At 70.8% G+C, this 22,111-nt stretch carries 22 protein-coding genes; 4 read left to right on the top strand and 18 right to left on the bottom strand.

Going from position 1 to position 22,111, the window contains the following annotated elements; all coding sequences use genetic code 11:
* Positions 1-27: 27 nt before the first annotated feature.
* The 5 genes from K9S39_RS23860 to K9S39_RS23840 form a co-directional block, all read right to left on the bottom strand.
* Complete coding sequence (locus K9S39_RS23860) at positions 28-321, bottom strand: hypothetical protein (RefSeq protein ID WP_248865381.1); 294 nt, start codon at positions 319-321, stop codon at positions 28-30.
* Positions 318-458: a hypothetical protein gene (locus K9S39_RS23855; protein WP_248865380.1), complete on the bottom strand. Its 141-nt coding sequence runs from the start codon at positions 456-458 to the stop codon at positions 318-320. Before K9S39_RS23855 ends, K9S39_RS23860 begins: the two co-directional genes overlap by 4 nt.
* A 173-nt stretch (positions 459-631) precedes the next feature.
* Positions 632-865, bottom strand: a complete 234-nt coding sequence (locus K9S39_RS23850) for a DUF397 domain-containing protein (protein ID WP_248865379.1) — start codon at positions 863-865, stop codon at positions 632-634.
* A complete protein-coding gene (locus tag K9S39_RS23845) occupies positions 843-1,703 on the bottom strand; it encodes a helix-turn-helix domain-containing protein (RefSeq protein ID WP_248865378.1) in 861 nt (286 codons plus the stop codon). Before K9S39_RS23845 ends, K9S39_RS23850 begins: the two co-directional genes overlap by 23 nt.
* Positions 1,704-1,806: 103 nt before the next feature.
* The gene (locus tag K9S39_RS23840) at positions 1,807-3,093 is read right to left on the bottom strand and encodes an adenylosuccinate synthase (RefSeq protein ID WP_248865377.1); all 1,287 of its coding nucleotides are present in this window, start codon (positions 3,091-3,093) and stop codon (positions 1,807-1,809) included.
* 230 nt (positions 3,094-3,323) lie between these two features.
* On the opposite strand from K9S39_RS23840, the gene K9S39_RS23835 reads away from it, so the two are divergent.
* Complete coding sequence (locus K9S39_RS23835; RefSeq protein ID WP_248865376.1) at positions 3,324-4,430, top strand: diacylglycerol kinase catalytic domain-containing protein; 1,107 nt, start codon at positions 3,324-3,326, stop codon at positions 4,428-4,430.
* Positions 4,431-4,515: 85 nt separating this feature from the next.
* Here the strand turns inward: K9S39_RS23835 and K9S39_RS23830 are convergent, their stop codons facing one another.
* The gene (locus K9S39_RS23830; protein ID WP_248868930.1) at positions 4,516-4,989 is read right to left on the bottom strand and encodes a GbsR/MarR family transcriptional regulator; all 474 of its coding nucleotides are present in this window, start codon (positions 4,987-4,989) and stop codon (positions 4,516-4,518) included.
* Between the two features lie 230 nt (positions 4,990-5,219).
* Here K9S39_RS23830 and K9S39_RS23825 point away from each other — a divergent pair, with 230 nt between their 5' ends.
* The 3 genes from K9S39_RS23825 to K9S39_RS23815 all read left to right on the top strand — a co-directional run bounded on the left by K9S39_RS23825 (position 5,220) and on the right by K9S39_RS23815 (position 8,667).
* Positions 5,220-6,143 carry an ABC transporter ATP-binding protein gene (locus K9S39_RS23825; RefSeq protein WP_248865375.1) on the top strand — a complete coding sequence of 308 codons (924 nt, stop codon included), beginning with the start codon at positions 5,220-5,222 and terminating at the stop codon, positions 6,141-6,143.
* Positions 6,140-7,807, top strand: coding sequence for an ABC transporter permease (locus K9S39_RS23820; protein ID WP_248865374.1), 1,668 nt, complete (start codon positions 6,140-6,142; stop codon positions 7,805-7,807). The genes K9S39_RS23825 and K9S39_RS23820 overlap by 4 nt, the downstream gene beginning before the upstream one ends.
* Before the next feature lie 398 nt (positions 7,808-8,205).
* Positions 8,206-8,667, top strand: coding sequence for a BP74-related protein (locus K9S39_RS23815; protein ID WP_248865373.1), 462 nt, complete (start codon positions 8,206-8,208; stop codon positions 8,665-8,667).
* A 98-nt stretch (positions 8,668-8,765) separates the two neighbouring features.
* Here the strand turns inward: K9S39_RS23815 and K9S39_RS23810 are convergent, their stop codons facing one another.
* From K9S39_RS23810 to K9S39_RS23755, 12 genes are all read right to left on the bottom strand, one after another.
* Complete coding sequence (locus K9S39_RS23810) at positions 8,766-9,434, bottom strand: response regulator (RefSeq protein ID WP_248865372.1); 669 nt, start codon at positions 9,432-9,434, stop codon at positions 8,766-8,768.
* Positions 9,431-10,801, bottom strand: coding sequence for a sensor histidine kinase (locus K9S39_RS23805; protein WP_248865371.1), 1,371 nt, complete (start codon positions 10,799-10,801; stop codon positions 9,431-9,433). Before K9S39_RS23805 ends, K9S39_RS23810 begins: the two co-directional genes overlap by 4 nt.
* A gap of 190 nt (positions 10,802-10,991) precedes the next feature.
* Positions 10,992-11,906 carry an alpha/beta hydrolase gene (locus K9S39_RS23800; RefSeq protein ID WP_248865370.1) on the bottom strand — a complete coding sequence of 305 codons (915 nt, stop codon included), beginning with the start codon at positions 11,904-11,906 and terminating at the stop codon, positions 10,992-10,994.
* Positions 11,903-13,192 carry a kynureninase gene (gene kynU, locus K9S39_RS23795; RefSeq protein WP_248865369.1) on the bottom strand — a complete coding sequence of 430 codons (1,290 nt, stop codon included), beginning with the start codon at positions 13,190-13,192 and terminating at the stop codon, positions 11,903-11,905. Before kynU ends, K9S39_RS23800 begins: the two co-directional genes overlap by 4 nt.
* A complete protein-coding gene (locus K9S39_RS23790) occupies positions 13,185-14,060 on the bottom strand; it encodes a tryptophan 2,3-dioxygenase family protein (RefSeq protein ID WP_248865368.1) in 876 nt (291 codons plus the stop codon). Before K9S39_RS23790 ends, kynU begins: the two co-directional genes overlap by 8 nt.
* A gap of 374 nt (positions 14,061-14,434) precedes the next feature.
* Positions 14,435-14,848, bottom strand: a complete 414-nt coding sequence (locus K9S39_RS23785) for a DUF3151 domain-containing protein (protein ID WP_248865367.1) — start codon at positions 14,846-14,848, stop codon at positions 14,435-14,437.
* A 235-nt stretch (positions 14,849-15,083) separates the two neighbouring features.
* On the bottom strand, positions 15,084-16,106 hold the full coding sequence (gene fbaA / locus K9S39_RS23780; protein WP_248865366.1) for a class II fructose-bisphosphate aldolase: 1,023 nt from the start codon (positions 16,104-16,106) through the stop codon (positions 15,084-15,086).
* A gap of 309 nt (positions 16,107-16,415) precedes the next feature.
* A complete protein-coding gene (gene pyrE / locus K9S39_RS23775; protein WP_248865365.1) occupies positions 16,416-16,958 on the bottom strand; it encodes an orotate phosphoribosyltransferase in 543 nt (180 codons plus the stop codon).
* Between the two features lie 10 nt (positions 16,959-16,968).
* A complete protein-coding gene (locus K9S39_RS23770) occupies positions 16,969-17,832 on the bottom strand; it encodes an aldose epimerase family protein (protein WP_248865364.1) in 864 nt (287 codons plus the stop codon).
* 299 nt (positions 17,833-18,131) lie between these two features.
* Positions 18,132-19,145, bottom strand: coding sequence for an SRPBCC domain-containing protein (locus K9S39_RS23765; RefSeq protein ID WP_248865363.1), 1,014 nt, complete (start codon positions 19,143-19,145; stop codon positions 18,132-18,134).
* 202 nt (positions 19,146-19,347) lie between these two features.
* Positions 19,348-21,117: a polyamine aminopropyltransferase gene (locus K9S39_RS23760; protein ID WP_248865362.1), complete on the bottom strand. Its 1,770-nt coding sequence runs from the start codon at positions 21,115-21,117 to the stop codon at positions 19,348-19,350.
* A gap of 209 nt (positions 21,118-21,326) precedes the next feature.
* Entirely contained in the window at positions 21,327-21,848 is a 522-nt protein-coding gene (locus K9S39_RS23755) for a DUF2617 family protein (protein ID WP_248865361.1), read from the bottom strand.
* Positions 21,849-22,111 lie beyond the last annotated feature (263 nt).

Raw genomic sequence — 22,111 nt, 5'->3', positions numbered from 1 at the left:
GGGCGCGGCCCCGCCTCCCCGGCGCGGCTACGGCCACCGCACGCGAGCGGCGAAGCCGCGGGGGTCCTTGCGGCAGTCCGGAGTGACGTCGGCGTATGTCGTCACCGGCTCGCCGTCCAGCGCGAAGCAGAGCTGGGCGTGCAACTGCTCGGTCTCCGCCGGTGTGAGTAGAAGTGTGATGTCGCCGTCGAACTTGCCGTCGTGGCGTAGCCAGAGAGGGATTTCGTAGTCGCCGTATTCGTCGCGCCGGACGGGCTTGCCGGGGACGCGGCTGATGCGCAGCCCGCGCGGGTCGCAGTTGTTGCTCATGCCGCCGTTCATGCCGCCACCTCCCGCTCGTAGGCGAGGAGGTAGGGGCGGACGAGGGGCTGCCCGTCGACGAACAGCGGCCCGCCGTCGAGCAGTGGTTCCCACTTGCGGCGGCGGGGCGGCGGCACGGGCGTTGCGGCAGCCGCCACGGGCACGCCCTTACGCCTCCGCCCAGTGGCGGGAATTAAGAGCGTGAGCAGGTGGGTGAGTGTTCGGAAAAGGGCACAGCGGATACGCTGGCGCATGCTGGCGCTCCTATTCAGCGTTGGCCAAGCCCCGGGGTGCTGGCACACCGCCGGGGCGCCTTGCGTTCACGCTAGCGTCAGCAGCCGCGCCGTTTCAACATGTTGAGACAGTCGGCATATGCCAGGAATGCCCGCAACTGCTCTGGCGTGGTCGTGACGATCACGCCGGGGTCGTCGCTCTCCCGCACGAGAATGTCGCCTTCGTAAGAGGCGAGTTCGAGGCAGTCTGCTTCGGGGTGTCCGGAGAACGAGGACTTGCGCCAGCGTATTTCCACTCTTCTCACGCCTTCATAGTTGCCGAGCCACTTCACGAATGAAGTCCTGCGAGCGAGCCGGACTGAGGGCACGCTGCTCCGTACGATCCAGCACCGCGCGATAGTTTGCGAGATGGTTTTCTGCGTCGAGGAACTCCGCACCCATTGCGGTTTCAATCTGCACCGTGTCCAGCTGCGGGACCGGCCCGTGAGCGTAGAGAGTCGAGCTTCCCGCCTGAGGGAACCCGCCAGCTGCGAACGGCACGACGCGGATCATCACGTTCTCCCGCTCGGACTGCTTCAGCAGATGAGCAAGTTGGGCCTTGCTCACTTCCCTGGTGCCGAACCGCATGCGCAGGGCGGCCTCATGGACGATGAAGGTGCCCTTCGGTGGTCGTGGCCCGTCCAATACGTCGCTACGCCGCATCCGGAAGGAGAGCATGCGCTCAAGAGCCTCGGGCGTCGGTGGCGGCATCGCTTCTTCGATCACGGCGCGCGCGTAGTCCTCGCACTGTAGGAGCCCCGGCATGTACACGATCTGCACCGTCCGGAGCGCCACGGCATGGTGTTCCATCTCCGCGAGATCCAGAAGCCTCGCAACAACCATGCCCCGGTACTCGTCCCACCAGCCCGGTTCGGCGATGCGCCGCTCCCTAGCCATCGCGACTAACGCGTCTGCGTAATCACGTTCGGGACAACAGTAGTTAGCGGCCCAGATACGTACCCGGTCCGCGCTCACTCCGATGCGGCCGACTTCGGTGTTGGTAACGGTGGTCCGGTCCGTATGGTGCATCGCGGCAGCCGCGTTGATCGTCAACCCCGCCCGCTCGCGCATCTTGCGCAGCTCCGCACCCAACCGCCGCTGCCGCTCCGTCGGAGGCTTCCGTACCGGCATTCGCTCCCCCCTCCGCCACTCCACGCATCCGGATGCAATTGTGCCGTGGCCGACTGACAACGACGCCAGCCGACCACGGCACATACGTACGCGAACTACGCGATTACGACAGGAACGAGTTGACCTCGATCGTCTCGTCCCGGCCGGGCCCGACCCCGATCGCGGAGATCGGCGCGCCCGACATCTCCTCCAGCGCCTTCACATACGCCTGCGCGTTCTTCGGCAGGTCGGAGAAGGACTTCGCCTTGGTGATGTCCTCGGACCAGCCCGGCAGGTTCTCGTAGACCGGCTTCGCGTGGTGGAAGTCGCTCTGGCTGTAGGGCAGTTCCTCGAACCGCTTGCCGTCGATCTCGTACGCGACACAGACCGGGATCTGCTCCCAGCCCGTGAGGACGTCGAGCTTGGTCAGGAAGAAGTCCGTCAGACCGTTGACTCGGGTCGCGTAGCGTGCGATAACGGCGTCGAACCAGCCGCAGCGGCGGTCACGGCCGGTGGTGACACCGCGCTCGCCGCCGATGGTGCGCAGCGCCTCACCGTCCTCGTCGAACAGCTCGGTCGGGAACGGACCGGCGCCGACCCGCGTCGTGTACGCCTTGAGGATGCCGATGACCCGGTTGATCTTCGTCGGGCCGACGCCCGCACCGGTGCAGGCGCCGCCGGCGGTCGGGTTCGAGGACGTGACGAAGGGGTACGTGCCGTGATCGATGTCGAGCAGCGTGCCCTGCCCGCCTTCGAAGAGGACGACCTTGTCCTGGTCGAGGGCGTCGTTGAGGATCAGGGTCGTGTCGGCCACGTAGCCCTTGATCTGGTCGGCGTAGCCCAGCAGCTCGTCGACGACCTTGGCCGCGTCGATGGCGCGCCGGTTGTAGAGCTTGGTGAGCAGCTGGTTCTTGACGTCGAGGGCCGCCTCGACCTTCTGCGCCAGGATCGACTCGTCGTAGAGGTCCTGGACGCGGATGCCGGTGCGGTTGATCTTGTCGGCGTAGGTCGGGCCGATGCCGCGGCCGGTCGTACCGATCTTCCGCTTGCCGAGGAAGCGCTCCGTCACCTTGTCGACGGTGATGTTGTACGGCGTGATCAGATGCGCGTTACCGCTGATCAACAGCTTGGACGTATCGACACCTCGCTCGTTGAGTCCGCTCAGCTCGGAGAGCAGGACCGAAGGGTCGACGACGACGCCGTTGCCGATGACCGGGGTGCACCCCGGGGAGAGGATTCCGGAAGGGAGAAGGTGCAGCGCGTACTTCTGGTCGCCGACGACGACCGTGTGGCCGGCGTTGTTGCCGCCCTGGTAGCGCACCACGTAATCAACGGATCCACCGAGCAGATCGGTGGCCTTTCCCTTGCCTTCATCACCCCACTGAGCACCGAGCAGCACAAGTGCGGGCACAGGCGTACACCCCTTCCGGGCGGGGCATGTCCAACGTGCGTGGATGGCGTCGGCGTGCGTGTTCACGCGGACGTCGACGCTGGAGCCGTCGGACCGGTGCCCCGGAATAGACGAAGCCCCTGGCGCAATAGCGCAAGGGGCTCTTGCACCGAGATGCTACCTGAGGAAGGACCGAGGTGTCGGCGCAGCCTTCTGGGCACTCTCCCGCGGAGTCCGTTCGGGGGTACCCCTTGCTCGTAGTCATCGACCCGGCCGCCCGTAGTACGGACGGTGAGTCCGTACGGATCGCGAAGGATGTCCTGTGTGCGGGCGCGGGAGCGAAAATCTGCCTTCCCGAGGGGCCGGAGGAATTCGCGCGGGCGCTCGCCCGGCGCGGTCAACGGCGCCCGGTGGTGATCGGCGATGACCGTGCGCTGCTACGGGCCGTGGGCCTGCTCCACAAGGAGCGGGAGCTGGGGCGGGTGGCGCTGTCGGTGGTGCCGGTGGGGGCTCCGGGCGCGCTGGCGCTGAGCGGTGCGCTGGGCGTCCCGACGGACACGGTGGCGGCCGCGCGGACCGTCCTGGACGGCGGGGAGCGGCCGATGGATCTGCTCACGGACGACAGTGACGGGATCGTGCTGGGCGGGCTGCGGATTCCTTGCGGGGGCGGGGAGCGGGACGGGGCTCCGGCTCCGTATGGGCAGCCGAACGGGCATCTGCTGGGGGCGGGGCCCGGTGCTTGCCTGGCCGGCTCGGCGCACTCTCTCGGCTCGGCGGAGAACGGGGGCGCGGCGCGCTCCGGGGGCTCCGGGAGCGGTCTGGCGGGTGCGGGCGGCGATGAGGTCCTGGCCGGGCGGCGGCCGTGGTGGGCGCCGGCGGCGCGGACCGCGCGGAGTGCGCTGGCGCTGCTGTCGTCGCCGGCCGGCGGGCGGCGCGGACGGGTGCCGGCCCAGCGGCTGCGGCTGCGGGTCGAGGCGGACGGGGTGCTGCTGGCCGATCTGGACCGGCCGGTGCGGGGGGTTTCCGTGATGCCGGGTGGGGCGAACAGGGCGGTCGGGGTGGCCCGGGCTGACGGTTCGGACGGCTCTGACGGTTCGGTTGGTTCGGACGGTTCGGGCGGGGCTGACGGGGTGCGGGCGGCGGACGCGGCGGCCGGGGGTTCCGGTGCCGACGGGCTGGCCGAGGTCGTGGTGCACTGGCCGGGTTCCGAGCGGCCGGTACGGACCCGGGCGCGGGCGGTGACGGTGTCCGGACCCGACTTCCACTACCGGGCGGACACGGTGGTGGGCGGACCGGTGCGCACCCGTACGTGGACGGTCCAGCCGGGGGCGTGGCGGCTGACGTTGCCGCGAAAGTGACCCATCTACACCCGCCCAACCCCCCGAAGGGGGGTGGGCGGCGGGGGAAAACGGCGGGGAAAAACGCCGGGGAGAAACACAGCACTCAGCGCTGCGAAGTCCCGCTCTCCTCCGCCCGCAGCCCCTCCAGGTGATCGCGCCAGCGCTCCATCATCCCGGAGAGCTCCTTCTGCATGAACGCCATGAAGGCCAGGGTCTCGCTGATCCGCCGGCCCGCGTCGGAGTCCTCGCCGAGGCTCTCGACGCCCTCGCGCAGTGTGCCCTCCCAGCGGGACAGGATGCTGTCCCGGCGGGTCAGGGCCTCGTACCACTGGTCGCTGTGTACGCGATACCGCTCGCGGCGGGAGCCGGGCTCGCGTTCGCGGCTGAGCATGCCGACCTGGGCGAGATAGCGAACGGCACCGGAGACCGCGGCGGGGCTGACCTGGAGGCGCTCGCCGAGCTCGGCGGACGTCAGCACGCCGTCGTCGGTGGCCAGCAGGCAGGCGAAGACGCGGGAGGGCATCCGCGTCATCCCGGCGTCGACGAGCTGCGCGGCGAACCGCTCGACGAAGGTCATGACCGCCTCGTCGCGGCGGTCGTCCGCCCCCCGCCCCCCGCTCTGCTGGTCGCTCTGTCGGCCACCGCCCTGCCGCGACCGCTCACTCAGCTCACTCAGCTCGGCCTGCTCGGCCCTCTCGGCCTTCTCCGCGTCCATCTGCGCATCATCTCCCCTGATCAGAGCCCCAAGAAAAGTTTATATGGTTTCTTAGCTTCACAATTTTGTGAATCTAACGTACCTTCGAAATCATGACGAAGGCAGTCTCGGTGGCCGGCCTGCACAAGTCCTTCGGCCCGACGCACGCGTTGGCCGGCCTCGACCTCGGCGTCGAGGCCGGCGAGGTCCACGGCTTTCTGGGTCCCAACGGCTCGGGAAAGTCCACAACGATCCGCGTCCTGCTGGGCCTGCTGCGCGCCGACCGCGGCGCCGCACAGCTCCTGGGCAAGGACCCCTGGCGCGACGCGGTCGAGCTGCACCGCAGCGTCGCCTACGTCCCCGGTGACGTCACCCTGTGGCGCAATCTCTCCGGCGGGGAGGTCATCGATCTCTACGGGCGGCTGCGCGGAGGGCTGGACCCGCGGCGCCGGGCCGAGCTCCTGGAGCGGTTCGAGCTCGATCCCACGAAGAAGGGGCGCACGTACTCCAAGGGCAACCGCCAGAAGGTCGCGCTGGTCGCCGCCTTCGCCTCCAAGGTCGATCTGCTGATCCTGGACGAGCCGACCTCGGGACTCGACCCGCTCATGGAAGGGGTCTTCCGCGACTGTGTGGAGCAGGAGCGCGACCGCGGCCGTACGGTCCTGCTCTCCAGCCACATCCTGTCCGAGGTCGAGGCGCTCTGCGACCGGGTCAGCATCATCCGCAAGGGGCAGACCGTCGAATCCGGCTCGCTCGGCGAACTGCGGCACCTCACCCGTACCTTCGTGACCGCCGAACTCGCGGGCCCGCCCAACGGCCTGACGCACCTTCCCGGTGTCCACGACCTGGACGTCAAGGGCCACCGCGTCAAGCTCCAGGTCGACACCGACAAGCTCGACGCCGTACTGCGCTCGCTCAGCAAGTCCGGCGTCCGCAGCCTCACCAGCACCCCGCCCACCCTGGAGGAACTGTTCCTCCGTCACTACCAGGACGACGTCGGCGCCGGCGCCCGCGCCGAAGGGGCGAAGGCACGATGACCGCCGTGACCGCCGCCAAGGTCGCCCGCGGGGGCGGATCCCGCGATCTGGCCGGCACCGGCGCCCTGTTGCGCCTGGCGCTGCGCCGCGACCGGATCATGATCCCGATGTGGGTGGTGCTGCTGGGCCTCACCGTCGTCAGCATGGGCTCGACCCTGGAGACGCTGTACGACACCCCCGCCCAGCGGGCCGAGGTCGCCGCCTCCATGAACGCCAACGGCTCGCTGCGCGCGATGTACGGGCCGGTCTTCAGCGACTCCATCGGCGGCCTGGTCGCCTGGCGCATCGGCGGTATGGCGGCCGTCCTCGCCGCCGTGATGAGCCTGCTCATCGTCGTACGGCACACCCGCGAGGAAGAAGAGACCGGCCGTCAGGAGCTGCTCTCCGCCGCGATGGTGGGCCGCCGTGCCCCGCTGACCGCCGCCCTGCTGGCCGCGCTCGTCGCCAACGGGGCGCTCACCCTGATCATCACCGCCGGCCTGGCCAACACCGGCCGGCCGGCGGGCGGTTCGCTCGCCCTGGGCCTCGCCATCGGCGGCACCGGCATGCTCTTCGCCGCCCTGGCCGCGATCGCCGCGCAGCTCACCGAGAGCGCGCGGCTGGCCAAGGGCCTGACCGGGGCCGCCCTCGGCCTCGCCTTCGTGCTCCGCGCGGCGGGCGACGCGGCGTCCCAAGGGGGGTCCCCCCGGACGGAGTCCGGGGGAGCCTCCTCCCCGCTGACATGGGTCTCGCCGGTCGGCTGGGCGGAGAATCTGCGGGCCTTCGCCGACGAGCGCTGGTGGGTGCTGCTCCTCTTCCTGGCCGCCATCGCCTCCGCCGTCTGCGTGGCGTACACCCTCACCGCCCGCCGCGACCTGGGCATGAGCTTCCTGCCCGCCCGCCCCGGCCCGGCGCGGGCGGCCGCCTCCCTCAGCGGCGTCTTCGGCCTCGCCTGGCGTCTGCAGCGCACCACCCTGCTGGGCTGGGCGCTCGGCTTCGCCTTCGCCGGCGCCGTCTTCGGCGGTGTCGCGGAGGGCGTGGCCGATGTGGTCGGCGACAACGCACAGACCCGCGCGATCGTCGAGCGGATGGGCGGCCAGCAGGTCCTGGCCGACGCCTTCCTGGCCGCCATCGTCGGCATGCTCGGGATGGTCGCCGCGCTCTACGGGGCGGGCTCCGTGCTGCGCCTGCGCGGCGAGGAGACCGGCGACCTCGCCGAACCGGTCCTCGCGGGCGCGGTCCGGCGGCTGCGCTGGGCGGCCAGCCATCTGGTGATCGCCTATCTCGGTTCGGTCGTGGTGCTGGCCGTGGGCGGGCTGGCGCTGGGCATCAGTTACGGCCTCGCCGTGGAGGACGTCGGCGGACAGATCGGGCCGGTCCTGGGTGCCGCGCTCGCCCAGATACCAGCGGTCTGGGTCCTCACCTCCCTGGCGGTGCTCCTCTTCGGAGTGGTGCCCAAGGCCTCGGCCGCCGCCTGGGCGGTGATCGGCGGCTGCCTGGTCATCGGCTGGGTCGGCCCGGCCCTCAAGCTGCCGGACTGGGCCATGGACCTCTCGCCCTACGGACACCTTCCCAAGCTCCCCGGCGCGGAGGTCACCGCCACCCCGTTCGTCTGGCTGCTCGCCCTCGCGGCCGTCCTCCTGGCCGCCGGTCTCGTCGGCTTCCGCCGCCGCGACATCGGCTGACGCCCCGGGGCTGCCCCGCGAAGGGGGCGGGACGCACCCGGGCGGGGCCCGCGACGGGTCGGTGCCGCGCACGGGCGAGCCGCCCCTCACCCGTGCGCCGCCGGAGCTGTAGCGGACTCCGGCGGCGCACTCCCGGGTATCGAGCGGCGCACCCCTCCGGCGCTCCGGCACCCCCTCGCCGCACCATCGGCGCACCCCTCCGGGCACTCCCGTCCCCCCTCGCCGCACCATCCACAGGCTGTGGACAACAGCACGACGGCCGCCCCGGCGCCAGCCACTCTCCGCCATTTCACCTCATGCCGCGATAACCACTGGTAACCATAGAGGCTTACGTGAGCACGTCATTACCTTGCGTGGTGAACGGTCGTGAACACGACCCGATCCGCACCGGAGTGCTCATGCGACGTTTGACCATCAAGATCGGCGTGCTCGCAGCGACTATGGCGCTCGCCCTCGCGGCGGCGGAGAACGCCCAAGGAGTACCGACGCAGCACACCGCACACCGCGGCAAGGCCCCCACGGCCTACTTCGAGATGACCGACGTCACCGGCCAGAGGTTCGTCATCGCGCTCACCGACCCGGCCAAGATCCGGCACGCCCGAGACCTCGTGAACGGAACGTCCGACAGCGAGCCCCACGTCGTCGGACGGATCGACAAGCGCCGCGTTGCGTACAACCCGCGCTGGAGCTATCACATCAAACCGGACACGATCGATTTCTTCGACTACGCCATCGAAGTGTGTGACGCGACGATCCCCTACGTCGAAGACCATCTCCGCGAGGCCGGCGGCGCGTTCCTGCCCGGCCTGATCTGGTGCCCCTGGAGCTCCCGCCTGGTAAGGGAGATCCCCGCGGAGTAACCCCGCTCCCGGGTCAACCACCCGGGACAGCCCCCGGACAACGCCCCGGACAACGCCCCGGTCAGCCACCCGGCCACCGGCCCGGCCAACGTCCCGCGTCACCGGCCCCGGTCAGCCCCCGGCGTCACCAGCCGCGCCTCGTACGCGAACACCGCCGCCTGGGTGCGGTCCCGCAGCCCCAGCTTCACCAGAATCCGGCTGACGTGCGTCTTCACCGTCGACTCGGCGACGACGAGATGCTCGGCGATCTCCCCGTTCGACAGCCCCTGGGCCACCAGCACCAGGACCTCCGTCTCCCGCTCCGTCAGATCGCCGATGCGTTCCTGAGCGGGAGCACGGGGGGTGCCGAGGCGGGAGAACTCGGAGATCAGCCGCTTGGTGACGGTCGGGGCCAGCAGCGCCTCACCGGACGCGACGATGCGTACGCCGTCGGCGAGCTGGCCGGCCGAGGCGTCCTTGAGCAAAAAGCCGCTGGCCCCGGCCCGCAGCGCTTGGTAGACGTATTCGTCCAGGTCGAAGGTGGTGAGCACCAGGACCTTGGCATCCGCGTCGGCGGCGACGATCTCACGGGTCGCCTCCAGCCCGTTCATCTCGGGCATCCGGATGTCCATCAGTACGACATCGGGCTTGAGGACGGCCACCTTCTGCACCGCCTGGCGGCCGTCGACGGCCTCGCCGACGACCTCGATGTCCGGCATGGCGTTGAGCAGCACGGAGAAGCCCTCGCGGACCATCACCTGGTCGTCGACGATCAGTACCCTGATCATGCGGCGCTCCCCCCGGCCATGGTCTCCCCCGCGGTGTTCGCCACCGGGATGAACGCGGCGACCTCGAAGCCGCCGTCCTCGGTGTCGTAGACCGTCATCTCACCGCCCAGCATCTGAACCCGCTCGCGCATGCCCAGGACGCCATGGCCGGCACCCGGGGACGGCTTGGCGAGACGGCTCGGTGCGCCGTTGACGATCCGCAGACCGAGCCCGCCCAGCACATACGAGACCTCCACCCGGGCCTCGGCGCCCGGCGCGTGCCGCAGCACATTGCTCAGCGCCTCCTGCACGATCCGGTACGCGGACAGCTCGACGCCCTGCGGCAGCGGGCGGGGCGAGCCGGTGACCACCGCCTCGACGGTCAGCCCCGCACCCCGGACGCTGTCCAGCAGCGAATCGAGGCTGGCCAGGGTCGGCTGCGGTGCCTCCGGGTCGTGGTCGCGGAAGGCGTCCGGATCCTCGGAGCGGACCACGCCCAGGATGCGGCGCAGTTCGGTGAGCGCGGCGACGGCGTTCTCACGAATCGTGGCGAACGAGGTGGCCAGCTCGGGCGGGGTGTTCTCGACACGGTACGGGGCGGCCTCGGCCTGGATCGCGATCACCGACATATGGTGCGCGACGACGTCGTGCAGCTCCCGGGCGATGGTGGCGCGCTCCTCCAGCAGCGTGCGCCGGGAGCGTTCCTCGGCGGTGACGGTCTGGGTCTCGACGACCTGCCGGCGCTCCTCGCGCCAGGCGCGGATCGCGGCCGCGGAGATCAGCACCACCCCGGAGAAGACCGCCACCGGCGGCAGTGCGCCCGTACCGATGCCGGTGAACACCGACCACACCGCCCCGAGAGCAAAGGTGACCAGCCACATCTCCACGGCCAGCCGCGGGCGGGTACGCAGCACGACCAGCGTCATCACGGCGAGGTGGGCGATGAAGCCGACACCCATCCAGGCACTGCCTGCGTACCCGCCGAAAACGGCAGTGCCGCTCGCCGCCACCCCGGACCCGAACAGTGAGAGCCAGAAGGCACCCACCGGGCGGAAGAGAGTGAGCACCGGCGGTACGGCGACCAGCAGGGAGAAACCCGTGAAGATGACGCCGGCCACCGGGCCCCCCTCGTAGGCCGAGGCGAAGGTCGCCAGGAAGACACACGCGGCGAAGAAGCCGACAGCGGAATGCGGCAGCCAGCGCACCCAGCGCCGGACCCGCTCCGGCAGAAACGGCACCCACCGGGCCACCTTGGCGTCGTCCAACGGCGGCAGCGGGCGGAAGGCGAAGGCGTCGACGAACAGGTCCTGGCGCAGCCGGTGCAGCGCGCCATGGGCTATCCGGGCCTCTGAGTGCAGGGTGCTCCGCGGCGGGGTCTTCTCGTTCACGCTGACAACGGTAAGCAGTGGGAGCGTGGCAGGCGTCCCCACCAGTGGGGATCCGTGGGGGTCCGTCTCAAGTACTACGGGGGCGGAGAAGGCTTCGGCACAGGTCACAGGGCTGCGGGCAGGGAGCGGGCAGCCGCGGGCAGGGCGCGGCCGCGTCCCCTGCCGAATATCCCGTCAGGTCATCCGCCGGTCACTCGTCGAGCAGGGCCGCGAGGAGGGTACGGAAGGCCGGGGTGCCCGGGGTGACGGTGGCGTAGTGGCCGACGCCGCGGAGCTCGAAGAGCGTCGTGGCGCTGGGGTGGGCGGCGGCGTAGCGACGGGAGATCTCCAGGGGGACGTCGGCGTCGTCGGTGCCGTGCAGGAGGGTGACGGGGAGGTCGGCGGGCAAGGGGTGGCACATCGGATCGGCCGCGGCGATCCTGGCGGCGAGGGCGGGCGCGTCCGCCTCCCCGGTGCCGACAGCGTCCCCTTCCCCGTCGTCGCCGGCGTCCCCGTCTCCGGCGTCGACAGCATCCCCGCCCCTGGCGTCCACCAGCTCGGCGACCGCGCCCTCGCTCAGCTCCAGCTCGTGGGCGCGGGCGAGGTCGGCGACCGGTGAGACGGCGAGGACACGCGTCACCGGGGTGCCGGGGCGGGCAGCGGCGAGCAGCGCGAGATGGCCGCCCGCCGAGTGCCCGACGAGGACGAGGCCGCCGGGTGCCGCCCGCTCGTCCCCGGCCGCAGGTGCCGTCACTGGGCGATGTTTCACGTGAAACTGTTTCACGTGAAACTCTGCTCGTGCCGCCTCGATGGCCGCCGTCACATCCTCGAACGTCCGTGGTGCGCCACCGCCCGCGCCGACCCGCCGGTACTCGGCCAGCGCTACCGGCAGACCGTGCCGGGCCAGCTCGGCGGCGCACGGCGAGAGATGACGGCGGTCGTAGGCCGCGCGCCAGAACCCTCCGTGCAGCAGCACGGCAAGCGGGCGCGCGCCGCTGCCGGGCCCCGCGCCCGTCGGCTCGTACAGATCCACGATCTGGTCCGGATGCGGCCCGTACGCCACCGTCCGGTCCGGCGCCACCGGGGCGAGCCCCAGCAGCGCCGACTCCTCGTCCGATGCGCTCACCCGCCGTCCCCGGCCGGCTCCGGCTGCTCCTCGGGCAGCTCCCGCAGCACCTCGCCGAGCACCCGTGCCGCCCGCTCCGCGTCCACGAAGGAGGTGTAGAGCGGGGTGAAGCCGAACCGCAGCACATCCGGCTCCCGGAAGTCGCCGACCACCCCGCGCCGGATCAGCCCGTCCATCACGCCGCCGGCCCGCGAGCACTCCAACGACACCTGGCTGCCGCGCCGCCTGTGGTCGTACGGCGTGACCGAACGGACCCGGCCGGGCGGCGCGTACAGGGCCACACAGTCGAGGAAGAAGTCGGTCAGGGCGAGGCTCTTGGTGCGTACGTCCTCGATGGAGACGTCCTCCCAGACGTCCAGCGCCGCCTCCAGTGCGAGCAGCGACAGGATGTCGGGGGTACCGACCCGGCCGCGCACGATGCCGTCGGCGGGGGTGTAGTTGGGGTCCATGCCGAACGGTTCGGCGTGTGAGTTCCAGCCGGGCAGCGGTGACTCGAACCGGTTCTGGAGGCTCTCGCGGATGTAGAGATACGCGGGCGAACCCGGGCCGCCGTTCAGGTACTTGTAGGTGCAGCCGACGGCGAGGTCGACATGGTGCGCGTCCAGCCCCACCGGCAGGGCGCCCGCGCTGTGGCACAGGTCCCAGACGGCAAGCGCGCCGGCGGAGTGCAGGGCGTGGGTGATGCCGGGCAGATCGTTGAGCGCTCCGGTGCGGTAGTCGACATGGTTGACCAGCGCGAGCGCGGTCCGCTCGGTGACCTCGTCGGAGATCCGCGCAGGCTCGACAGGCCGCACCGCGAGGCCGGTCATCCGGGCCGCGGACCGGGCGATATAGCCGTCGGTCGGGAAGGTCGTCGCATCGACCAGGATCTCCGTACAGCCCTTCCCGGCCATCCGGATGCCGCCGACCACGGCCTTGAAGACATTGACGCTGGTGGAGTCGCCGACCACGACCCGGCCGGGCGCCGCCCCGATCAGCGGCGCGATCTTGTCGCCGATCCGCTCGGGCGCGGTCCACCAGCCGGATTCGGTCCAGGACCGGATGCGCAGCTCGCCCCATTCGCGGGCGATGACATCGGCGATCCGGCCGGGCACGGCACGGGGCAGGGCGCCGAGCGAGTTGCCGTCGAGGTAGGTGACGTCGTCGAGGGTGAAGCGGTCGCGCAGCGCGGCGAGCGGGTCATCGGTGTCCAACCGCCGTGCGTGCGCGACCTGTTGGGCGGCCTGTGCCTCGACGTCGGGGGACGGGGCCTCGGCCGGCTCAGGGGTTCCGGGGGACTCAGACATGACTGCGCGCCGTCCACAGCTCGGGAAAGACGTTCTTGCGGGCCCGCTTCTCCAGCCAGGCCACCCCCGCGGAACCGCCGGTCCCCGGCTTCGCGCCCATCGCCCGCCGGGTCGCCACCAGATGGTCGTTGCGCCAGCGCCAGACCAGCTCGGCGACATCCGTCAGCGCCTCGCCGAGCCGGACCAGTTCGGACTCCTGCGGGCCGGCGAAGATCTCCGCCCAGACGGCCTCGACAGCCGGGTCCGCTTCATGACGGACGGTGGGATCCCGCCAGAGCACGGCGTCCGGAATCGAATAGCCGCGGCGCGCGAGCAGCCGCAGCACCTCGTCCCACAGACTCGGCTCCTGAAGGGCCTTCTCCAGCTCGGCGTACTCACGCGATGCGCCGCGGTGCGGCACCAGCATCGAGGCGGACTTCTCACCCAGCAGGAACTCCAGCCGCCGGTACATCGCCGACTGGAATCCGGAGCCCTCGCCGAGCGCGCCGCGGTACGCGTTGAACTGCGCCGGGGTCAGCCGGGCGAGCGGCTTCCAGGCGGCGTTCAGCGCCTCCAGCTCGTACGTGGAGCGCTTGAGCGCGTCCATCGCCACCGTCAGCTCATCCCGGCGCAGCGCATCGGCGGCGGTCTGCCACTCGTGGACGATGACCGTGAACCACAGCTCCATGACCTGGGTCGTGACCAGGAAGACCATCTCGCCGGGGTCGTCGGAGAGCGGGTGCTGGAGGTGGGTGAGCACATCCGCCTGGACGTAGTCCTCGTACGGGGTCGTGGTGCGGCTGCCGATACTCAGATCGGGCGCGAACGACGGATCCGCCGCGTCTCTGGACGCGTCGCCGGACGGAGGAATGGGAGAAGGCTGCGACATGAGGGACTCCTCAGGTGCGAACTACCGGGTAGCGGTCCGCTCCTTCCTTGTCGGCTCGGGAGCCCCGGTCCCCTCGGGCTCAGGATGACCCGGCCCACTAAAATCATCCGTGCTGGACACGGACCGCGCAAGAGCCGATCCCGATCATGGGTCCCGATCACGGGGACGGAGTTTCGGCGGGGCGGATGCGCTCGATGCGACGGGCTGTGCCCTCCCGCTCCGGCCCTGCGGGGCTTCCCCCGCCCCTCCCACCGGTGAGAACTCACCGGCAGGGAAGGGCGGGACTAGACATGACCGCAGGTACTAAAGGTGACCGCGGATACTAAGAGTGACCAGAACTACGAGTGACCGGCCGCATCGAGTGACCGGGCGAATCAGCCGAGCGTGTCGGCGGCCGTCGGGGAGGAGTCACGCAGGAACGTCGTGCAGCGCTCGTACTCGTCCTGCTCACCGATCGCCTGCGCGGCGCGGGCGAGGGCGTGCAGGGCACGCAGGAAGCCGCGGTTGGGCTCGTGCTCGAACGGCACGGGGCCGTGGCCCTTCCAGCCGGCCCGGCGCAGCGAGTCCAGGCCACGGTGGTAGCCGGTGCGGGCATAGGCGTACGACTCGACGATCCGTCCGCCCTCGAACGCGTCATCCGCGAGCTGAGCCCAGGCCAGCGAGGAGGTCGGGTACTTCGCGGCAACATCGGCCGGCGCGGTGCCCGCGGCAAGCAGCTCGCGGGGCTCCGGGTCATCGGGCAGGTGGGTGGGGGGCGGGCCCCCTAGGAGGTTTTCGTGAATGGCCATGCTTTAAGTCTGCCCGGTCGACGCTGCGCTTTGCCTGGCCGACGCTTCGTCCGTCCCACTGTTGCTCCCCCACTGCCTACAGGGCGTGGGGGACCAACGGCGAAACACCCACACGGCGGGACAGCCGAAACGGAGCAAGCCCGCCGCAGGCGAACCCCAGGCGGGAAGGCCGACAACGTGGGGCGCAGGCCCGCCGCAGGCGCCCCCTCACGGCGGGCCATTCGACAACGTGCGACTACTTGAGCTTGGTCCCGGTGGAGCGGAGGTTCGCGCAAGCCTCCGTGACCCGCTTGGCCATGCCCGCCTCGGCCAGCTTGCCCCAGCTGCGCGGGTCGTAGGTCTTCTTGTTGCCGACCTCGCCGTCCACCTTCAGGACACCGTCGTAGTTACGGAACATGTGGTCCGCGACCGGGCGGGTGAAGGCGTACTGGGTGTCGGTGTCCAGGTTCATCTTGACCACGCCGTTCTCCAGCGCGGTGGCGATCTCCTGCTCGGTGGAGCCGGAGCCGCCGTGGAAGACGAAGTCGAACGGGGCGGCCTTGCCGTGCTTGGCTCCGACGCCCTCCTGGAGGTCCTTCAGCAGCTCGGGGCGGAGCACGACATTGCCCGGCTTGTAGACGCCGTGGACGTTGCCGAAGGACGCGGCGAGCAGGTAGCGCCCCTTCTCGCCCAGGCCCAGCGCCTCGGCGGTACGCAGCGCGTCGTCGACCGTGGTGTAGAGCTCGTCGTTGATCTCGTGGCTGACGCCGTCCTCTTCGCCGCCGGTCGGGGTGATCTCGACCTCAAGGATGATCTTGGCGGCGGCGGCCTTGGCGAGCAGCTCCTGGCCGATGGCCAGGTTGTCGGCAAGGTTCTCGGCCGAGCCGTCCCACATGTGCGACTGGAACAGCGGGTTCTCGCCCTTGGCGACGCGCTCGGCGGAGATGTCCAGCAGCGGGCGGACGTAGCCGTCCAGCTTGTCCTTGGGGCAGTGGTCGGTGTGCAGCGCGACGTTGATGTCGTACTTCTTGGCGACGATGTGCGCGAACTCCGCCAGCGCCACGGCACCGCTGACCATGTCCTTGTTGTACTGGCCGCCCAGGAACTCCGCACCACCGGTGGAGATCTGGATGATGCCGTCGCTCTCGGCCTCCGCGAAGCCACGCAGCGCGGCGTGCAGGGTCTGGGTCGAAGTCACGTTGATGGCCGGGTAGGCGAACTTGCCTGCCTTCGCCCGGTCCAGCATCTCGTTGTAGACCTCGGGAGTTGCGATGGGCATCTGTCCGCTCCTTGTGTGTGCGGGGTGTGCGTGCTTGGCCCTGACCAGGGGGCGACGACTTCGCCGGGCCCATCTTCCCAGACTTGCCGGATTGCTCCACATCGCCCGCACGCCGGCCCTGCGCGAAGTGGGGTTGGTTTCACGTGAAACCAACCCCACTTCGAGAAAGCCCCAGGTCAGCTCGATCTGCGCAAAGCGGCGAGGACGACGTCACGACTTGGCAGCTTCCCTCACAGCGCGATCAGCTCCGTCGTGCACCGGCCAAGCCGGGCCGCGCTCACCCGAAGCCGCGATCACAACCGGCTGCGGTCAGGCCAGACCGAGGTCACCGAGCTGGAAACCGGTGATGTACGGCACGCCCGCTTCGGCGATGGCCGACGCGGCGCCGCGGTCGACGATCGTGGCGACCGCGACGACCTCGGCACCTGCCTCGCGCGCCGCCTCGACGGCGGTCAGCGGGGAACCGCCGGTGGTGGAGGTGTCCTCCACGATCAGCACCCGGCGGCCCTTGATGTCCGGCCCCTCGATACGGCGCTGCATACCGTGCGTCTTCTGCGCCTTGCGGACGACAAACGCGTCCAGCCGCCGGCCCCGCGCGGCGGCGGCGTGCAGCATCGACGTCGCGACCGGGTCGGCGCCGAGCGTCAGCCCGCCGACCGCGTCGTAGTCCAGATCGGCGGTGATATCCAGCATCAGCTGACCGACCAGCGGCGATGCCTCGCCGTCCAGGGTGATCCGGCGCAGGTCGATGTAGTAATCGGCCTCCTTGCCGGACGAAAGAATCACCTTGCCGTGCACCACGGCCTTGTCCTTGATCTGCTGCAGCAGATCGCCACGTACGTCGTCGCTCATGCGCACGAGCTTAAGCCAGCGGCCGCCAGCTCCACGTCGTGGAGATCTCCAGGGGATCGATGGGCGTGACCAGGCGCGGCAGTGTATTGAGACCGTTCGGCGGGCCCGACTGCGGTTCGACGCAGACCGCCTCCGCCTGCTCGTCGTAGACGACAACCCACTCCGCGCGGCTGGTGATCTTCAGCTCCAGTCGGCCCGGCCAGGTGACCGTCACCGCGACACCGCGCGGCATACCGAAGCAGTCGTCCCAGGGACCCGGCTTCGGCACGATCCGCCGGCCGGTCGGCAGGTGGTCCTCACCCCGCTCCTCCTGCCACTCCGCGGTGAAGTCGAGCTGCACCTGGGCCCCGCTGCCGCCGCCCTCGCCATCGGCCGCGCCGAGATACCGTACGAACCACGGATGCCAACCGGCCTGCGCGGGGAAGGAGTCGCCGCTCGCCTCGACACCCAGGGTGAGGGTGAGCGAACGGCCGTCCCCGGCGAGTTCGACGAGCTGGGTGACCAGCCCCGGATACGGCCAGGGGGCCGCCGTATCGGCGAGATCGTAGGTGAACGCGGCCTGTGTCGCGCTCGCCCGCGCCGTGCGCCAGCGAAGATCGCGGCCGGTGCCGTGGAGGGCGTGCGGCGGGTCGTTGACCGACATCTGATGCAGCACGCCGCCACTGCGGAACCGTCCGTGGTCGATCCGGCCGCACCACGGGACCATGGGGAAACAGCCATACGCCGCGCCCTGCCGCAGCAGCTCCATCCCCCCGACCCGGAAGCTGCCGATGCGGCAGCCGTTGTCCGGATGAACGGTCAGTTCGGTGTCCCCGGCAGCCAACGAGACGCCCGCCGCCTGCGGCGCGGGCTGGGTGTCTTTGTCGATGCTCACGGGGTGACCCTATTGCTGTCCGCTGCGCTTTGCCTGGGCCCCACGTTGTCGGCTGTCCAGCCGTGGGGGTTCGCCTGCGGCGGGCCTGAGCCGACGTTCCGGCTGTCCCGCCGTTGCACCTGCGGTGGGCGTCCGCTGCGCTGTGCCTGAGCCGACGTATCTGGCTGTCCCGCCGCTGCACCTGCGGTGGGCGTCCGCCGCAGGCGACCCCCTCACGGCGGGAAAGCCGGCAACGTGGGACGCAGGCCCGCCGCAGGCGACCGGCGAGCAACCAAGCCGGCCACCGCACAGCGCAGCGCCTATCGGCGGCGGCGCAGCACGCGACCCACCACCACAGCGGAAGCGATCACCACCGCGGCCGCCGGCGCCGCCCACCGGAGGGCTGCCGACGTGCCGCTCGTCTCCGGCGGGGGCACCGGCGCGTACCGTCCGCGCGGCGGTGCGTGGTCGACCTCCTCCGCGCTGCGGCCGATCATGGTGCGGCGGGCATGCGCGGCCTCGGCGGGCACAGCGCCGTCGATGTCGTCGTCGTAGGCGTGGTCGTACGCGGCGTCCGCATCGCTTACGTCTCCCAAGTCGGCCAGATCGCCCGCGTCCATGGCCTCCGCCGCGTCCGCCGCCGCGTCCGTGCCGTCCGCGTCATCCGCCTCACCCGTCTCGTCCATGTCACTGCGCGGATCGAGCGATGGCGGCGGCACCTCGGTGTCGAACACCCCACGCCCGGACGGCTCGGCGGACACCTCAGGCCCGTCCCCCGAGCCCGCTTCCGGCTCGGAGCCAGCCTCCGGCTCCGAGCCCACCTCCGACTCCGGACCCGATGTCGGCTCCGAACCCGACGTCTGGTCGCCCACCGGCCGCTGCTCCAGATCCACGGCCAGGTTCGCCGCGAAACGATCCAGCAGGCGACGGCCCGCGGTTTCGGCGGATTGATCGGTGACCTGGGCGAGCCGGCCGTCGCCCTGGACCGTGCCGACGCAGGTCAGCGTCGTACCGGGACCGGGTTCGGCGGCCTGGGACAGCCGGACGGCCAGCGTCAGCGCCACGGATCCGTCGCCGCGCGCCTCGGTGCCCTGCGCCTCGACGGTCACCCCGGCCTCTTCGGCGCCCCCCGCGTCGGCGGCCCCCACCGTCAGCGTGCCGCGATAGGTGATGGTGGAGCTGCCGATACGCAGCCGCAGTCGGCCTTCGGGGTTGTCCGGGGTCGCGTCGGCGTCGAGCTGGACGCCTGGCACACAGCGCGCCACCCGCTCCGGCTCGGTGAGCGCCTGCCGCACGGTCCCGACGGGAAACGGAACGAACACCTCATGCTCCATGGCATGGGAGCCTAATTCGTTTCCCGGCGCCGCGGGGACCCCCTCGCAGGGTCCGTGGTGTGTGAATCGGGGCGGTTCGGGGCCGTCACGCCTCACGGGAGCCGAGCTCGTTGAAGCCTCCGGACAGAAGCCGAAGCCTCCAGGCACCCGGTGCGGCCCCCGGGCAGTTCGTCGGATGGGCCTCCCGCCCACCCGACGCCCCCTACTCCCGATACCGCGGATGCATCAACGTCGACGCCGGCAGACCGGGGATCCGCGCGCGGGCCGATGCCCGGGCACTGGCCCGTAGTGCCTCGCGGGTGACGGCGACGAGCGGTGGCGCGTCGGGGGCCAAGGCCGGCCGGGGCGGTCGTCGCGCGGCGAGTACGAAGCCCCAGTACCGGGTCCGGTCGGCCGTCGGCACGGTCCTCGGGCCCGGCGGGACGGCGGGCGAATCCAGGTCGATCAGGTCGCCGAGGCCGGGCGGGCCGCCGGGCCCGGGGAGGCCGAGCTCGCGGTCCGGGCCACCGGCGAAGTCCGTGTACCGGCCGGGCATGCGGTAGGGCGCTGTCGACAGGCCCACCGACCGCAGGGTCGCCTCGACCGTCCAATAGGCCCGCGGCCGCACCCGCGGCGGCCCCGCGTGCACCACCAGCCGCCCGTCGTCGGCCAGCATGCGCACCGCGAGGCCGTAGAACTCCTCGGAGTAGAGCTTGGTGCTGGCGGTGATCCCGGGATCGGGGAGGTCGGAGACGATGACGTCGTACGGCACCGGCCGCCGACGCCCGGGGGACGCGCCCTGCCGCCGCAGCCAGTCGAAGGCGTCCCCCGTCACCACCCGCACCCGCGGATCGCTCAGCGAATGCCGGTTGAGGGCCGACAGTCCAGAGTCCGTTCGCGCCAACCGCACGACACCGGGATCGAGTTCGACCAGGGTCACCGAACGGACCGCGCGGTAACGGAGGATCTCGCGGACGGCGAGTCCGTCCCCGCCGCCGAGGACCAGTACCCGGCCGCGCGGGCCGCCCGACATCGCCGGATGCACCAGCGCTTCGTGGTAGCGGTACTCGTTGTCCGCGCTGACCCGCAGCCGGCCGTCCAGATAGAGCTCCAGCGGACGGCCGGAACCTTTCCTCCCCCGTCCCGCACCGGCTCCATGGCCCGCGCCGCCCGTCATCACCACTTCCTGGACGTCGGTCTGCACCGCGACCCGCGCCGCCGAGCCGTACACCGCCCGCCGGGCGGCCTGTTCGAAGGGCGTGGCCAGCAACACGCCCGCGGCGAGCACGGCGAGCACCAGCGCGTTGACGGCGAGCAGCGTCCAGCGCGCGCGGACGGTCAGATCGTGGCGGAACAGCCACAGCACGAGCGCGCCGCCGGCCACCGCGTTGACCCCGCCGGTGACCAGTGCCCCGGTCAACTGCCCCAGGCGGGGCAGCAGAAGGAAGGGGAACGCCAGGCCGCCGACGAGCGCGCCCACGTAGTCCGCGGCGAAGAGATCGGCGACCGCACCGCCCGCGTCCTGGCGGCGGACCCGCTGGATCAGCGTCATCAGCAGCGGCACCTCGGCGCCGACCAGTACGCCGATGGCCAGGGAGAAGCCGACGAGCGCGGAGCGGGACTCGCCGAACCAGGCGAAGCAGGCGTAGAGCGCCATCGCCGAGGTGCCGCCGATGAGCGCGAGGGCCGCCTCGACCGCACCGAATCCGACCGCCGCCCGGCAGCGCAGTCGCTTCGCCAGCAGCGCGCCGACGCCCATCGCGAAGACCATGACGGAGAGGACAACCGACGCCTGGGTGACCGAGTCGCCGACCAAGTACGTTGCCAGAGCGACCAGTTCGAGCTCATAGACCAGACCGCAGGCGGCGCAGACGAAAACCACGGCGAGAACGAGCAGTCGGCCGAGCCCCGACGGCACGGGCAGTCGCGCCGACTGCATGGCCTCCGACGGCCGGAGGGCGCCGGTGAGAGCGGGCTCTGGCGGGTCGATCATGAAATGAACGCTACGTGACGGTTCCGCACCCCTTTGTCACCCACACGAGTGCACTCTGCGGTCTACACCCAGCGGCCGAATGGCAGATAGACACGTCGCTCACACCCCCTGCGGACACCCGCCCCACGCCCCCGAGCCATCCTCCCGCGAGCTCTTCAGGAGCAGGGGGACCCGCCTCGCCCTCCGAGACATCCCCCGGGCCACCACGACTAGACCGCGACGACCGCCGCCCGTACGCCGACGCGTGTACGGGTGGCCACGAGCCGGCCCTCCTGCGGGTACGCATGCCAGGTCCGCCAGTGCACCTGTCCTGGTTGACGCTGCGCCAACATCGCGGTGAACGCGTGCGGCGAGCCGGGGAACGTCCCGGCGAGGCCATGCGGATGTTCGGCGACCAGCGCGAGCAACTCCTGCGCGCGCCCCGCGAACGATCCGCGCGACAACGTCTCGACGTGCGCGGCGAATTCGTACTCCCAGTCACCCAGCCGCTTCGCGACACCCAGCGGAAGCGGCGTACTGCTTCCCGGCATACAGGCGACCGTCTCGGAACAGCTGCCGTGCTCCTCCTCAAGGAGGACCTGATGCGAGGCCCCCAGGAGCCTCAACTGCACCTGTGCCTCGTCGAGTTGGAGGTCCAGTACGGCGAGCGCCGGCAGGGGTTCCCTGCCCAGGGCCCAGGCCAGATCGGATGCACGGGTATCGGTGTAAGCCGTTTTCAGGGTGGTGAGCATGGGTCGGCTCCGCAAGCACGCAGTGGAATGGTGGGCCGGCCCGCCCGAAAGGGATCAGGGATGTATGACTGCCTGCCGGCTCGTGCCCACGTGGGGTCCGAGAACTGGGGGATTCTCAAGGAAGAGGGAATCATGAAAGGGGCTTCACCCACAGCGGTTTTACCCATCTTCGCCGGGTTTCCATCCCCTAGAGGGCCCTACAGTTCAATTGTTCAACTGCCAATCACACAAAGCTCGTCGGAGCTGCCTCCGACGCCCGCCGG

Origin of the sequence: Streptomyces halobius, assembly GCF_023277745.1 — a bacterium.
Lineage (GTDB): Bacteria > Actinomycetota > Actinomycetes > Streptomycetales > Streptomycetaceae > Streptomyces > Streptomyces halobius.
The sequence above is the reverse complement of the archived record's forward strand: the minus strand, read 5'-3'. Positions and strand labels throughout refer to the sequence as shown.